Source organism: Salegentibacter sp., assembly GCF_036568425.1.
GTDB lineage: Bacteria > Bacteroidota > Bacteroidia > Flavobacteriales > Flavobacteriaceae > Salegentibacter.
The window spans coordinates 1-15638 of sequence record NZ_DATCSO010000043.1 but is presented as its reverse complement, the minus strand read 5'-3'; the positions used below and the strand labels follow the sequence as shown (position 1 = coordinate 15638).

At 38.7% G+C, this 15638-nt stretch carries 12 protein-coding genes and 1 pseudogene; 9 read left to right on the top strand and 4 right to left on the bottom strand.

Annotated features, from left to right (window positions below):
- The 3 genes and pseudogenes from VIM94_RS04700 to VIM94_RS04690 form a co-directional block, all read right to left on the bottom strand.
- Nucleotides 1–258, bottom strand: a pseudogene (locus VIM94_RS04700) (succinylglutamate desuccinylase/aspartoacylase domain-containing protein); the annotation flags it as partial.
- Between the two features lie 11 nt (nucleotides 259–269).
- A complete protein-coding gene (locus VIM94_RS04695) occupies nucleotides 270–1319 on the bottom strand; it encodes a glutathione synthetase (protein WP_332038131.1) in 1050 nt (349 codons plus the stop codon).
- On the bottom strand, nucleotides 1316–3166 hold the full coding sequence (locus tag VIM94_RS04690; RefSeq protein WP_332038130.1) for a flavohemoglobin expression-modulating QEGLA motif protein: 1851 nt from the start codon (nucleotides 3164–3166) through the stop codon (nucleotides 1316–1318). The genes VIM94_RS04695 and VIM94_RS04690 overlap by 4 nt, the downstream gene beginning before the upstream one ends.
- A 1269-nt stretch (nucleotides 3167–4435) precedes the next feature.
- Here VIM94_RS04690 and VIM94_RS04685 point away from each other — a divergent pair.
- Both VIM94_RS04685 and VIM94_RS04680 read left to right on the top strand, forming a co-directional pair.
- Nucleotides 4436–5833: a PQQ-binding-like beta-propeller repeat protein gene (locus tag VIM94_RS04685; protein ID WP_332038129.1), complete on the top strand. Its 1398-nt coding sequence runs from the start codon at nucleotides 4436–4438 to the stop codon at nucleotides 5831–5833.
- Nucleotides 5834–7503: 1670 nt separating this feature from the next.
- On the top strand, nucleotides 7504–7827 hold the full coding sequence (locus VIM94_RS04680) for a hypothetical protein (protein ID WP_332038128.1): 324 nt from the start codon (nucleotides 7504–7506) through the stop codon (nucleotides 7825–7827).
- A 254-nt stretch (nucleotides 7828–8081) separates the two neighbouring features.
- Here VIM94_RS04680 and VIM94_RS04675 read toward each other — a convergent pair whose 3' ends face one another.
- Nucleotides 8082–8321, bottom strand: coding sequence for a hypothetical protein (locus VIM94_RS04675; RefSeq protein ID WP_332038127.1), 240 nt, complete (start codon nucleotides 8319–8321; stop codon nucleotides 8082–8084).
- 319 nt (nucleotides 8322–8640) lie between these two features.
- Between VIM94_RS04675 and VIM94_RS04670 the strand changes: the two genes are divergently transcribed.
- The 7 genes from VIM94_RS04670 to VIM94_RS04640 form a co-directional block, all read left to right on the top strand.
- A complete protein-coding gene (locus VIM94_RS04670; protein ID WP_332038126.1) occupies nucleotides 8641–8964 on the top strand; it encodes a hypothetical protein in 324 nt (107 codons plus the stop codon).
- Nucleotides 8965–8997: 33 nt separating this feature from the next.
- Nucleotides 8998–11163, top strand: coding sequence for a TonB-dependent receptor (locus VIM94_RS04665; RefSeq protein WP_332038125.1), 2166 nt, complete (start codon nucleotides 8998–9000; stop codon nucleotides 11161–11163).
- A gap of 598 nt (nucleotides 11164–11761) precedes the next feature.
- Nucleotides 11762–12136: a hypothetical protein gene (locus tag VIM94_RS04660; RefSeq protein ID WP_332038124.1), complete on the top strand. Its 375-nt coding sequence runs from the start codon at nucleotides 11762–11764 to the stop codon at nucleotides 12134–12136.
- Between the two features lie 69 nt (nucleotides 12137–12205).
- Nucleotides 12206–13390, top strand: coding sequence for a TolC family protein (locus VIM94_RS04655; protein ID WP_332038123.1), 1185 nt, complete (start codon nucleotides 12206–12208; stop codon nucleotides 13388–13390).
- Nucleotides 13391–13406: 16 nt separating this feature from the next.
- Nucleotides 13407–13688: a hypothetical protein gene (locus tag VIM94_RS04650; RefSeq protein ID WP_332038122.1), complete on the top strand. Its 282-nt coding sequence runs from the start codon at nucleotides 13407–13409 to the stop codon at nucleotides 13686–13688.
- Between the two features lie 15 nt (nucleotides 13689–13703).
- Nucleotides 13704–15200, top strand: coding sequence for an efflux RND transporter periplasmic adaptor subunit (locus VIM94_RS04645; protein WP_332038121.1), 1497 nt, complete (start codon nucleotides 13704–13706; stop codon nucleotides 15198–15200).
- Between the two features lie 18 nt (nucleotides 15201–15218).
- A partial coding sequence (locus tag VIM94_RS04640; RefSeq protein ID WP_332038120.1) for an efflux RND transporter permease subunit occupies nucleotides 15219–15638 on the top strand: 420 nt, incomplete at its 3' end.

Here is a 15638-nt window from a genome sequence, read left to right as displayed (position 1 = left end):
TACTGTCCAGGTACGGTTTAAATCTTCCTCTAGAAAGCGCTTGTTCCGGTTTAGCGCCTCTTTATTCCCTGAAACGCCAATAATTGTTCCTTCAATTTCCGGTTTTGACTTTTCCAGTTCAGCAAAAACCCTTTCCAGGGCTTGCACGCCGCTGGGTTCATTTCCGTGTACACCACCGGTAACGAAAAGCAACGGTCCTTTTTTGCCACTGGTGTATTGACCTATAATTCTTGGAATCTCCTTTTTTTCCTTGCTCATTCTTTTCAATTTTATTCCATAGTGGCCAGCACCTGGTTAGAGAGCTGTCCCTTATACATTTCTTTATAATCTACTTTGCGTTCAATAGCTTCAATAACCATTGGGGTAAAATCGGGCAGGCCAATATCCTTAAACCTTTCCATCCCGCCGGGACTAAGCACATTTATCTCAATGAGTTTGTCTTTCACCACATCGAGTCCTACAAAGAAGAGTCCGTCGCGGATTAACTTTGGAGCGGTTAGATCGACGATGCGTTGCATTTCAGGAGTAAGATCACTGCTGTTTGCCGTGGCGCCCTGGGTAAAATTACTTCGGAATTCGCCTTCTCCCGGAGAGCGGCGAATAATAGCCTGAACACCGTCTTTTACCATCACTCGGCCATTGAGTAGCAAAATTCTAACGTCGCCGTCTTTCACCGCCGGAAGAAATTCCTGTGCGATCACATAGCCTTGCTGAATTATAGTTTCAATAATCTGGTTGACATTCTTTTCATTTTCGTCTATAAGATACACGTCTCTTCCACCAGAACCTTCCAGTGGTTTTAATACCATCTTTTTATCGTTTTTTTCCCAAAACTTAAGAATGTCTTCTTTGCTACGGGTGATAAGGGAATCCGGTTTAATAGATTCTGGAAGCTCTTCGAAATAAAGCTTATCGATAAAGGCGTGGGATAGGGCATAGGCATCATTAAGAACGAGTACCCCTTCCTGTTGCATCATACGCCCAAAGGCCACTCCAGATTGTTCGGCCCATTCCCGGCCCGATCCTTCTTCGGTAGGATTATTTCTTATAAAAAGCACGTCAAGATCTTTGGATGTCAGTCTCTTTTTCTTCGCTTTACTGCTTTGTAGAATCTCGAGAAATTTTTTGGCAGATTTGGTTTTAGTATTTTTTGGTACATGGATGGTATTAATACTTATAGGGGCATCGTGATGGAAATTAAAATCACCAACTCCCATAGCAAATACCTCGTGGCCACGGTTAAAGGCCGCATTCATAAGTAGTGCCGATGTTCCTACCTTTTCGGTTTCCACATCATTTAATACAAAGCATATTTTCATCTGGTTATCATTTTAGAAAGGGGTAATCCCTCTTTGATTAGGTTTAATTTGTTTTGAACGTTTTCGGTTAATAAATAGCTGGGCTTGAGCACAGGTTTTTTTAATACTTTTCTCTCGGTTAGTTCTTTGATGATCCCGATATGTTTTAAGCCGAATTTCCCTGCCAGCAGTGGTTCAAATTCGCCTCCGTTCTGTAGGTGATGTCTAAGTTCCACCAGGCCTTTGAGGTAGATGATATCTTTTAAAAAGCCGCCTCCCTGCATAATCCTGGAGGTGATGTTAAAAGCTCTCTCTCCTGAGAATTCATAATCCTGGTGTAGCAGGCGGAATATTTGCTGAAAATCTCCACCTTCCATCAGGGCCGATCCGGCAATAACTCTTCCTGCAAGGGTTCTCAGCCGGTTTGCGGTAAGTCCATCTACAAGATATTCGGCCATAACCGCCAGGCCTTCCTGCAAGGGATCGTAATCTGCAAGGCCTGTACGTAATAAAGACAAGGGTTGCTGGCTGCCGTTGTAATAGGTAAGTACATGGGTGCCTACCTCGTGCTGGATTAAAGCATCAGTTTCTGTTTTATTCATTTTATAATCCTCAGGTATAAAGAGTTCCCCCTTGGAGACCATCATGATATTGACATCCCTACGGATATGCACCTTGCTTTTAAATTTTCCATCTTGTTTTTTGAAGAAATCGAATTCCTGCCGTGCAAGGCTTGAGAAACCTTTAGAGTCAATCATTTCGGCATCTTTAACGGGTTCTTCCTCACCTACTTCCCGTAGGAGTTTACCAGCCTCTTCACATAAAATGTTGTCTATTCCTTTATATAGCCTGATACTATTATAAAAGAAGTTTTTGGTACCTCTTTCGGTGAGCATGGTAATCTGCTGGTCCAGTTCTTCTCGTTTTTCACGGAAGAGATGAGACATTGCGGGATCGTCTATTTCCTCTATTTTAAGATTGAATAATTCCCGTTTAAGCACATCGGGATCTATAGGTAAAAGACGGTAATGATAATCGTGAACCTTATCGTAATTCGAATCAAAGAACTCCTGCTTGATTTCGTGAATATTAGAAGGCGAGATTAACCACAGGAATTCATAAGAACTCTCTATTTCTCCCAGCTTTTTATCTATCTCAAAAACCTTATCTTTTAGATACTTTCTCCCCAGGGACAGAAAACTTGCCACCCCGCAAGAAGTTTGCACCCTTATATAATCATAGATTGCTTTGTGAATGGCCTTAACGATAAAATCCCGAAAGCTTCGGAAAAATACCGGGTAGAGCTCTCCTTCCATATTTCGATAAACCGGGGGAATTTCCAAACCGACCACTACAGCACCTGATTGTTTGGTTTGCTCTATCTCCATTAACGAAGCTTCGCCTTCCTTTTGCCTGTTTGGGGTGTCCTTTATTTCAGATTTGAGATAAAGCCCTGAAAAGCGAGTATTGATTTTTTCCAATTCTTCCTTTAAGAATTCCAGGGAAGAAGCCAGCTTTTGGGCCGGACCTTTAATGGTAAAACAGTTGGAGCCAGCCTCCCCTGCATAAATTTCAAAGAGCAGATAAGACTTGAATTCGCTCGCCAGACTATCTGATATCCGGAAAAGTAAATCCTGGTAAGCTTCAAAATCCTGGTCTCCGATGAGGAGGTAGGAAGCCTGGCTTATTACTATACGCGCGGTGCCAGCATCGTTTTTCCGCCGACGGTAAATAATTAAATAGGGCTGGTCCTTTTCAATATGGAGCATTCCTCCCCCGGGAAGACTACAGCTTAACTCCTTTTCTTGTTCCAGTTTTGTTAAAATTTGCTTAATCGATTTCTCAGATAATTCCGATATATCCAGCATTATTTTAAAGGTCTTGGTTTGTAATTATGATTCTATTTTTTGCAAGCGTCTGAAAATCTTCGACAAAGCTTTTTATTTCTCATATTCGCTCAATTAAATTTAGAAAGAAAATTGGGCTTAAAAAGGTGAATATCAGACTTTGGGTTTTTTTTAGGAATTAAAAATTAGCCTCTAACGGAAAGAATATCGGCCTGATTTAGGAGTTTTTGGATGGGAAAACCTCTTAAGGTTAATAAATTTTGAGGTTTTGGAAATACCATTACCAATAAAGTATAGGATGTTAATTACAATATTAAGATAAACAGTGACCTTTATCGAATTTTTTGGAATTTTATAGAATAATATCTAAATATTTGATAAAAGGCTTTATATTTAAAAAACTCATTGAGTTCACATTTTTTTGCCTCTCATTTAGATTCTTTATTCTTATAGTCGATTAATAATTTGTGCCCTACCTATTTTTAATAGAGAGTTATTGATCATAAAAGCCCTGAGATGTCAGGGCTTTTTTTGTTCTTTTAGCCTATCTAAAGCTTGTATAAGAAGATAAGAATGAACTATAGACCTGAATTTATTGCTATAATAGCTTCAGAATTGAGCCAGATGCACGGAATCAACTTCCAATATGCATCATCAGAAATATCTACACAGATTGCTATTACTGAACGATTCAATGGAAGTTATAGAAGAAGAGTTTTAAATATATTTTTGAAGACTTAAATGAAGGTATAGTACAAGCAAATTTGGATGGATGATTACAATCAATTAAGACCCTATGCAGCTTTAGAAAAAATGGCCCAATAGAATATGTAAAAATTAATATTGCCATAGAAAGTAGAGATAAAACAAAAAACAATAATTTTATACTATCAAGCAGTTCTAATTAGGGGTAGCTTACATATGGAGTTTATTTTGTGTCATTAAAATTGCTTCAATCTAAAAATACGGAGAACACAATCACCGGGAACAGTAATACAAACAAGCCGAATTGTGATTTATGATCTTTATCCAAATCATGGATATGCTCATACCCTAATGGATTTTAATGATGATTCATCTACTGAATTTAAGGATATAATAAAGGTTCTATCAATTGTAAAGGCCAGAATAGAAATAGAGTTAAAGAACGGGTAAATCAAACGACACAAGCAATGTATAGGAGTAATAAGGCTAATTAATCATAAATCCAGGGCTTGTGGCTTACTCAATCTTGTTGTAACCTAAAAAAAAAGTTTACCGAAGTGGTCTGTTATGCATAAACATAACTCTATGCCTCATTTTAAATTTAAAACAGAAAAGAAAACAATCATGACCAATCATTCCCCCCATACAATACATATCGCTTTGTCGCTTTTACTTTTATTCCTTTTCAGTTCTTGTGATAACAGGAAGAATAATACTTCACAAGATAAAGGTATGTTTATGAGTGATAGTCAACATACGGGAAAATACAATTCGGAATCAGTTAAAAAGGAGCCGGACATACTTTGGAAAGTAAAAACAGCGGGGCAGGTTATTTCTTCCCCGGTATTGGTTGATAATATGCTTTATGTAGGGAGTGAAGATCATAAACTATATGCAATAGACGCAACTAAGGGCACAGTTAAATGGACTTACGAAACCAATGGTCCTGTTAATTCTTCGCCATTAGTAGCAAAAGGGAAAGTAATGTTTTTAAGCTATGATGGTTTCTTTTACGCATTAAATCAGGCTGATGGAAAACTGGTTTGGAAATTTAAAACCGAAGGAGAATCAAAATTTAAGGTAAAAGACTATTATAACGGATCCTTTAAACCAGATTTTTGGGATTTCTATCTATCATCAGCCATTGTAAATAACAATCAGGTATATTTTGGATCAAGTGATTCTCATGTGTATTCACTCAATATTGAATCTGGAGAAATGATATGGAATTATAAAACGGAAGCCAGTATCCATTCCTCTCCGGCGATCTTTGAAAATTCACTGCTCATAGGGTCCTGGGATAGTAAGATCTATAGTTTAGATATCAGGAACGGGAAAGAAAACTGGACTTACACCACTGGGAGAGATACTGCCCGATATATCTGGCAGGGAGTTCAGGCCTCAACATCAGTGGAAAATGGCATAGCATACATTGGCTCGAGAGATGCAAAGTTTTATGCATTTAATATTGAAACAGGTGATACTTTATGGACGAATAATAATTTTGACAGGTCTTGGATGCCGAGTACAGCTGCTATCGGCAAAAAAAACCTATATACGGGTTCATCTGATTCCTTTCGATTTTTCTCTATTAATAAGGAAAATGGAACTATAAATTATGCAACAAAAACAAAAGCCTACACTTTTTCAAGTCCGGCAATTGATGGGGAGATGGCATATATTGGTTCAGCAAATGGCAGATTGTATGGAATTGAACTTAACAATGGTGATGTTAAATGGGAGTTTCAAACGATTGGTTGCAGAAATGATACCCTGGATGTATTTAATAGTGAAGGCGAGAGGGATATGAAAAAGCTCAAATCATTAACCGCCAATATTTCTGATATGCCTACTCTTTCTTCTTTATATACCGATATTTTTATCGATACAGGAGCAATATTATCTTCTCCTGTAATAGCAAATCAGGTAATTTATTTTGGAAGTTCAGATGGCTTTATATATGCCATAACCGATAAATCATAAAATATAACCCAATAGAAAATCCTCGGTTTGAGGGATGTTGTATTGGAGCTGGAAACTTGTTTTGTAGACCTGATTGGTGATATATAAAAAAGGAATGAAAAACTTAATAAAATTACATGGGTCAAATAAACCAACGTCGATACTGCTATTTATCCTGATGAAACTACTTGCAATAAAATTATACAGTGGTTAAAACCACGGGTTTTCCCCTTTAGGAAAAACAAATAAAAAGTACGTACTTGGGCTACTGGACATTTTCAACCTGAATGGTTAAGTTTTAGGTTAGTAAAGGGTTTCTGGGAAATGCCTCAGGAAACTTCAGTTTTTTCATTATTAGATGAGGGAGCAGCGGAATGGTTAAATCATTATCTGAAACCTGTTCCCTCTTTTTGGAAAAAACTTATTTTAAATATTTCTTCGCTCTATGTTTTGATCTTTATCTGAAATCGATCAGAAAAAATGACATGCTTATTACCCGATATTTCAGCCTCACTCATTTTGAAATGAACTTCTGCTCTTGAGCTTTATGCTAATCATTTTTCTGGGACCATTTTTTTTCCTAAAGCCACCCATTCAGGCATTTCCCTGGTTGCTGAATTTTTTATAACTACCAGCACGGTTTTTTTACCGGGTTCATCGTAATAGACACCGGGATTTTTTTACAGGCTTCTGGCAGAGTGTCATCATGATCCTAAGTTAGTTGGGAGACCTTATGATATTGACCTTTGCCAGTTATTTCAGCTATTTTTTCCGCGGAAATATCTTTTATGATCTACCTAAGTCTTGACAGAAGTCTTTTCACCTCCCGAACAAATATTCTGAATTACCGCAGGCCTTAGTAGTTATTCTAAGCTGTTAATAATTGCGAATATGTTTATAGGAAGGATAGGTGTGCTTAGGGTACTTGTTGCGATGCTTTGAAACATAAGAAAAATTAATTACCTGTATCCTTCAGAAGAGATATTGATCAAAAATTTAAGAATATGAAATATATAAAAATAGGGTTAGGAAATTTTGGCGCTTCCCTGGCTGAGAAACTGACTTCCATGGGAAATGACGTGCTGAGTTGGCAGTAACATGGATCGTGTTAAAGCTATAAAGGAAAAGATTACTCATTCGATAAGCCTGGATGGGACAGATTTTAACGCGGTGACCAACTAGCCACTTAAAGATACCTATGTAATAATAGTTGGAATGGCGAACATTTCCCATTGGATATGATATACAAACCCTACAGGAGTTAGGTTAAAGCGTGCTTTTAATATCATTGTGCTAACTACCATCAAAATTCCGGCGAGAAAAATGAGATAGGACCAATAAAAATGTTTCTTTGGTACAGGGTGTAGCCTCGGCGCAAACAAAATTACATTATGGTGATGTAATGGTGTTGTATGGAAATAATCGAGATTTAAAAAAACTGCTAACTAAAATTGGAATTTCAGAAAAGAAAAAATAAATCATGCATTATTTTTTGAGTGTATATAAGTAAAAACCAGTTGAAATTCGGAGGGGTGGAGCTTGGCCTGCGCCCGTTAGACATTTTAGCTTTGGTTTCTTGTATGTGCTTTGAATGAATTAAGGTCTCAAAACACCTTGCAAATGATATTTATCATTAAGTAAAATATTTTAAAGTCTTAGTTTTAATAGCTCTATTATTTAATTTAAGACTTATGGTTAAAGTACTTACCAAAACAACCAGGGTGATTTTCTGGATATTAATTATACTAGCGATTGTAATTGGTATTGCAATCTATGGAGGAATGGTTGAAGATGCTAGCCTGAAATTTTTAGTTTTAATATCGGGACTCCCATTCTTATTTTTTATTGCCGGAGCATTTGGACTACTTTGGCCAAAAATAAAACCAACCGGTGAGTCAAATTACATTATTCACGCTCTAATCTTAGGAGTATTATTTTTTATCCTGTTTCTACTTCACACCTGGTTAATTTTACCTCTTGTTTGTCCAGAATTCGGTAGAGGTTTAGCTATGTAAATACTATCTTTATATAAAAATAAATGCACATTTTTGTTTTTTGGGGAATAACGATGATTCTTGTCTTCGGTTTTGAAAAAAAGGCATAAGTGGATATTCCTTATGGGATTTCTCCTTATTTTACGTTTTAACTATGGTACCTAAACCAGCATTAAGAGAAAATGCCAGATTGATTATCATGAAGGAAATAATTGATGACATGCATGGGGATATCAGTATTACAAAAATTTACTAAAATAGAATTGGTTGAGGTATTAGCTATAGTTTTTAAAAAACTTCTGGTGCTCTGGGGCCTTCAATTCACTCAATATATTATCCAAACCTATATCCATTGCTTTCTCACCTTTTGGTGTTAAAATAATCTTATCATCTACGATATCCATTAAATCGTATTTTAGAAGTTCATTGAAACCCTCTATCAATGAGTCTTCAGCCAGAATTGCGATGGCATCTCCATTTTTTATAAGTTCGATTAGTTTCTGAGTTGATTTCATTATTTTAATAGACTGGTAATCAGTCCACAAAAATCTCTAAAGAATAAATGAAGAAAAATGATGGCAATCATATTTTAAGCAGGTTTTTCAATAATTTGCTCATTACCAGTTAAGATTTCCATCGAAGGGTTTACACCTTTTTAAAATTAAAGAGGGGCCAAATAATTTTTCTGAAAAATATAGTTTGGTAATAAATTCCTGCAGTCGTAGTCTAGAATATAAAAAAGTTGAGGTTAGCTCCATTTATAGACTTCTTTCTATAAAGGGAAATTTTGAGAGGTTAATTTCGCCTATTTTAGATTATTCTTATTTTTGAAGCATGAAAATTCTAGGGATCATCTTCGGGTTAATAGGTATGTTGCTTTCCGGGTTTCCGTGTTGTAGTTTTGATTCCTGTGAAGCTTCTCATCAGCAAAATACAAACTCAGAAGTTGAGGATGAGCATGAGGATTCTAATCTTTGCTCTCCTTTTATGAATTGTGGTTCCTGCCCGGGATTTGTTATCTCTTTCTCTACTTCCCCAGCGGAACCTGAAATTTTCTCAAAACACCCTGGAAAACACATTAAAACTTACACCTCCTTTTCTGAGAGGGAATTTATTGATCGTTTATGGCAACCGCCACGTTGCTTTTCTTCCTGCTGAATTATTCTATTTGATCAATAAATAAAAAATACAATGAAGAACATATTTTTAAGTCTTGCGGTATGCTGTATCGCACTAAGTGTTAATGCACAAAATTCTCTCGAGGCTGTAATCTATAACAACGAAGATAAAACTCCCCTTTTAGGAGCTAATGTTATCGTAAAAGGAACTGATATCGGCACCACGGCCAATATGGATGGAAAAATACGATTGGTAAACATTCCGGATGGGAATCAAATTATTGAATTTAGTTTTTTAGGTTTCGAGACCGAAGAAATTGCACTTCAATTCCCAAGAACCTCTTCTGAAGTGCTTCAGGTATATCTGGAGCCTTCAGGTGAAGAAATGGAGGAAGTGCTGATTCGATCTACCCGTTCCCGGAGAACAATTGCCGATTTACCCACCAGGGTTGAGGTGATTTCGGGTGAGGAGTTGGCAGAAAAAGGTAATATGAAACCCGGTGACATAAGAATGTTGCTTAACGAAACAACGGGAATTCAGACCCAGCAAACCTCAGCTACCTCGTATAATTCAAGCATTCGCATCCAGGGACTGGATGGGAAGTATACCCAACTACTGAAGGATGGTTATCCTTTATATTCAGGATTTTCAGGAGGACTTAGTTTACTTCAAATCGTGCCCCTGGATTTACAACAGGTAGAGGTAATTAAAGGTTCTTCTTCTACGCTTTACGGAGGGGGTGCTATTGCGGGGTTGGTAAACCTGATTTCCAAAACTCCGGGGGAAGAAAGGGAATTAAATTTTATGCTGAACGGAACCTCGGCCCTGGGATTGGACCTTAGCGGCTTTTATTCTGAAGACTACGGAAAACTCGGTACAACAGTATTTGCTTCCTTCAATATGGGTAGCCCTTATGATCCTGCTGATATCGGCCTTACCGCTATCCCTGAATTCAACCGATTCACCCTTAATCCCAGGATATTTTTTGAATTTTCTGAGGACACCAGGATGGATTTTGGAGTTAATGCCACTATGGAGGAACGCACCGGTGGTGATATCGATTGGTTAAACGGAGAAGCTGTAACCGATCCTTATTTTGAACGAAATAAAACTGAAAGATATACCCTGCAGGCCGGACTCGAACATAATTGGAGCGACAACAAGCGATTAAACTTTAAACATAGTCTCAGTTTGTTTGATCGCAGCCTGGAAACCGGAGATTTTAAATTCGCCGGAAACCAGTTAGCCTCTTATAATGAGGTTTCCATCAATATGGAAAAAATGAATTCTGAATGGATTGCCGGTGTTAATTTATGGGTAGATCGTTTTAACCAGGATAAGCTATATGATCGCCCCGTGGTAGATTATGAACATTATACTTATGGGCTTTTTCTTCAGAATAACTGGACAGCCAGTGATTTTTTTCAACTGGAATCGGGACTGAGAACCGATTATCAGAATGAATACGGCTGGTTTGTATTACCCAGGATTTCAGCAATGTTTAATATTTCTGATGCTATAACCAGTAGAATAGGTGGTGGCCTGGGTTATAAGACCCCGTCGGTTTTCACAGAAGATGCAGAGAGACTTCAGTTTAGAAATGTTTTGCCTATCGATGTTTCCACAATTGAAGCTGAAAACTCCCTGGGGGGAAATTTCGATATTAACTACCGCACCGAACTTTTTGATCTTGTAGATTTTACCAGCAATACTTTATTCTTTTATACCAAGATCGACAATCCCATCATTTTGCAGCCTTCCGGAGGTATGTTTGAATATGTGCAGCCGAAAGGCTATGTGGAAAGCAAAGGTTTGGAAGCAAACCTGAAACTGGGATACCAGAATTTTAAACTTTTTACCGGCTATACTTTTGCCGATGTAACCAGAACAGAAAATGGAGTTGAAAGTCTTATGCCTTTGGTTTCCAAACACAGGCTAAATAATGTTTTGATGTATGAACTTGAAGAAAGTTTGAAAATCGGACTGGAGGGCTATTATTTTAGCGAACAAGAATTGAGCGATGGTACTACCGGACAATCTTACTGGATCTTTGGCCTGATGATGGAAAAACTTTGGGAGGACTTTTCTATTTTTCTGAATTTTGAAAATTTCACCGACACCAGGCAAACCCGATTTGATTCTATTTTCACCGGTTCTGTGAACAACCCCCAATTTAGGGATATTTATGCTCCGGTAGACGGTTTCGTGGTAAACGGAGGATTTAAGTTGTTTCTTTAGATGACTTCTAAGTGATAAGGGCTGGTAGATAACCAGTTGTAACAGGCCAAAGAGAAGCAATGACGCCTGACGCAATAGCGTCGGATGTCATTGGCCTACTTGTGCGTGTGTGAAGACATAGAAAGTATCACTCCTGTTTGTGAGTCTAAACCGGCTATTCCATTTCTAAAGGTTAATAGTTTCAGATCTTATTATATAGGGGAGTGGTTCTTTCACCTTGATTTTGAAAGATTTAGGAATATATCAACATCCTTCATGAGGATAACAAGTTATAACATAAAATGTACCGGCTCATAATTAATATTTTAATTTAGATACAAACTTATAAATTAAAGTGTCCAGAGAAAGGGAGGTGGGTTATGAAAAGCTGGCGGACTGTGGTCCGAAACGAGAGAGCTGTTTCACCAGAAATTTAAAATGGTACTCTTTCCATTTCAAATGAGGAATATTAAAAACTACCAATTGTTTTAGACTATCATGTTACTTATTTTCCAATCAGTTATAAAGAGGTAGAAAAACAGTTAGTTTTTTATATATTTGACCGGTGCAGTTAAAAATTCAAATAAAAGCTTTTTCTCTTCTGGGATTATTTTCCCTGATGCTTTTACATCAAATAATACCTCACCTGCATCATGATTACGCCGAGACGCACGAACATGCTTCGTTAGACCATAACCAGGATCATGATCATGAAAAGGATTCTGAAACTTCGCAGGATCTTTTTTCTTTTCTGCTGGGAATGCATTCACATGGAGGAAGTAATTCTGAAGTGCCTGTTGTTAAAATTTCCATTGAGCAGGTCGCTCCAAAAAAGGTAAATGCTGAAAAGCAATTATTTGAGTTTTATTCAACCCAAACTGCATTATTTGAAGAAAACCTGGTTGATTTATTCGAAAACTATCAGCCACCATCAAGATATTTTAATCCTTATTTATCACAATTATCCCTTCGGGGGCCTCCCTACTTAGTTTAATTTTAGTGAGTTTGATGTCTATGGACATTAGACTGAACTCAGTATATAGATTAAACTAAAATCACACTTATGTACAGATATTTTGTTTCTGCTGTCTGCGGAATCTTTATCTCTATCAGTTCATTTGCCCAGCAAACCGGGCCGGATGTTATTCTGAAGGAGATAAGTGAGAATAACAGGCAGCTTAAAGCGTATCAGTCTTTTATTGCCAGTCAGAATTTAAGTAACAGGACAGAGAATAACCTGCAGGATCCGCAGGTTTCAGCCTTTTATCTTCCGTTTGGCGAGCACGAGACCGATGATTATTATGAGTACCAGATTTCTCAGCGATTTGAATTTCCAACGGTTTATGGTGCCCGTGGAAAAAGGATAGCTAAACAAAAGGATTTGTTGGAGCTGGAATACAAAAGCTTGCGCCAGGAGGTTCTTTTGGAAGCTAAACTACAGTTATTGGAGTTGCAAAATTTGCAGCAACGACAGGAACTGGAGCAGGAAAGAGTAGCGCAGGCAAAACAAGTCTACGATCAGATTCAGCAGTTATTCGATGCGGAACAGATCGGGATTCTGGAGCTTAATAAGGCCAGGATTGCCTGGTTGCAGCAACAGTTTGAAATAGATCAAATAGAAATCAGTATCAAGAATACGCTGATGAAACTTCGGAAGCTGAATGGGGGAAACCCGGTTCAGGAAGCGGAGGTCCGGTTCTTTGATGGATCTGAAATTGCAGATTTGCAGACGTTATGGGAAGAAAAACTTTCTGGCGATGCAGAGATTCAGATGCTCAATTCTCAGCAAGCTGTCGCAGAGCAACAGCTCAAACTGGAGAAGAATAAAATTCTCCCTGATCTAACTATTGGTTACAATTACCAGGGCGTAAATTCCAGTAATTATTCCGGGTTTCTTGGTGGACTTTCCATTCCACTTTGGAACAGTAAAAATAAAGTAAAGGCAGCCAAAGCTAATCTGGGGTACACTCAGGACAATACCAGGGCTAAAACTGCCGAATTTTACACGAGGTTTCAGGAAAATTATCAGCAATACCAGTTACTAAAGAGCAAATACGAGGAATACAGTGAAACATTCGAAGATTTAAAATCGGAGGAACTTTTATTTAAAGCCTATAACCTTGGAGAATTTTCATTTCTGGATTATTACCGGGAGGTAGAATTCTACCGTGAAGCCTTTAACAATATGCTGGAAATGCAGAAAGAGCTTTTTCAGTTAAAAGCAGCACTTTTAAAACATCAATTATAAATAAAAAACAAACATTATGAATTTCAAGAACTTATTTTTCGCAGCAATATTAGTATTCAGTTTTTCCGCTTGTAGAGAAACATCAAATGAAGATCACGGCCATGAACACGAGGAGGGAGCTGAAGCTCACGCGCACGAGGAAGAAGAGCATGGTCATCCCCATAATGAAGACGGCAGCCATATGGACGAGGATCATATGGAACAGGAAGAATTCAAGGTAGGTGAAGATTCTTTAGATACGCACGAGGAAACCGATCAGCACACCCACGATGATGGAACCGAGCATCATGATCATTAAACCTGAAATTAAAATATGAAATATCTTATAGTATTATTAATACCTCTTTTTCTGATTTCCTGCGGAAACAACGAGGAAGAGGATCACGCTCATGATGCAGAGGGAAATCACCTTAGCACCGGTGTTCCTGCGATAAGCAAAACCATCTGGACAGAGCAGACGGAGCTCTTTGTAGAATTTCCGGCCCTTGTGGAAGGGAAAACCAGCAAATTCGCGGCCCATTTTACTGTTCTTGACCAACACCAGCCGGTAAGGGAAGGTTCCGTTACGGTTAGTTTGATTAAAGGTGAAAGCGGAATACGCCATAAGGTGGACTCACCTTCATCACCCGGGATTTTTTCTCCCGCCTTACAACCAAAGGAGCCCGGAGTTTATGACCTGGTTTTTGACCTTAAAACTCCAGAGTATTCAGACAGGATCGTAATTAAAGACGTAAAGGTTTACCCTTCAGTCGCAGAAGCTTCAGAAAATGTTTCGGAGGCAGAAGATGGTGATATCAGTTTTCTAAAGGAGCAGGCCTGGAAGATCAATTTTCAGACCGCACCGGTTAGCCGGGGAGAAATCTACGACATCGTAAATACTTCAGGAGTATGGCAGGCTGCGCCCGGAACTTATAAAACCCTTGCTGCAGGCGCTAATGGAATGGTGAATTTTGTATCAGAAAACCTTACCGAAGGTTCCGAGGTAAAAAGAGGTGAATTGTTAATGAATCTGAGCAGTGAAGGCCTTTCTTCCAATAATGTCCAGGCGGAGATCGCCCAGGCTAGAGCCAGGTACGATCAAGCTAAAGCTGAGTATGAACGGAAAAAAGAACTCTACGAAGACAGGATTGTACCTAAGTCTGAATTTGAAAGAGTGGAGAGTGATTATCGGGTAGCCGAAGCGAATTATCAGGCCTTAGCCTCCAATTACGGAGCGGGCGGAAAACAGATTCGAGCTCCTTTTGACGGTTTTATCAAAGCTATCAATACTTCTAACGGAGATTATGTAGAACAGGGTGCCAATCTAATCTCCATTGGTACGCATCAATCCCGACTTCTAAGAACGCAATTAAGTGCCTCTTACAACCCGAGCAAGGAATCTATCGCGAAGGTCTGGTACAGAAGTGACAGTGGGGAATGGAATGAATTAGAAGGGACTTCAGTGATATCGGTTGGTAAGGAAGTAGAAGATAGTAAACCAATGATCCCAGTTTATATAAGCGTTGAGGATGTCGTGGAAATGCCCGAGGGTAGTTTTACCGAGGTGCAAATCGCCCTGGGCACAGCTGAAGAAGGGATTACTGTACCTGAAGCTGCGTTGCTTGAAGATTACGGGAATTATTCTGTGATCGTACAGACCAGTGGGGAAAGCTTTGAGCGAAGACCAGTGAGGATTGGGAAACGAAATGGAAAAAGCGCACAGGTTCTTGCCGGGCTTCAAGTTGGCGAAGTTGTAGTGACTACCGGTAATTACCAGGTGAAGATGGCATCAATGTCTGGGGAAACACCTGGCCACGGGCACGAACATTAATCCAGAAACAGAAATTAGATGTTAAATAAAATATTATCAATTTCACTTCATAACCGGCTTTTGGTGCTATTGGCAGCGGTGGTACTTAGTGTTGCCGGGTTTTACTTCGCACGTACGATGAACGTGGACGTATTTCCCGACCTTACTGCGCCTACTGTGACCATACTTACCGAAGCCCACGGAATGGAGTCGGAAGAGGTAGAGAAATTAGTAACCTACCAGCTTGAAACCGCGATGAATGGTTCCCCGAATGTAAGAAGGATTCGTTCTTCTTCAGCTGCGGGAATTTCAATCGTCTGGGTGGAATTCGACTGGGGGACCGATATTTACAAGGCAAGACAGATTGTAAGTGAACGTATTCCAATGGTTCGCGAGAACCTGCCGGATGGCGTAGGAGCACCAACAATGGCACCTATTTCTTCAATTATGGGGGAAGTT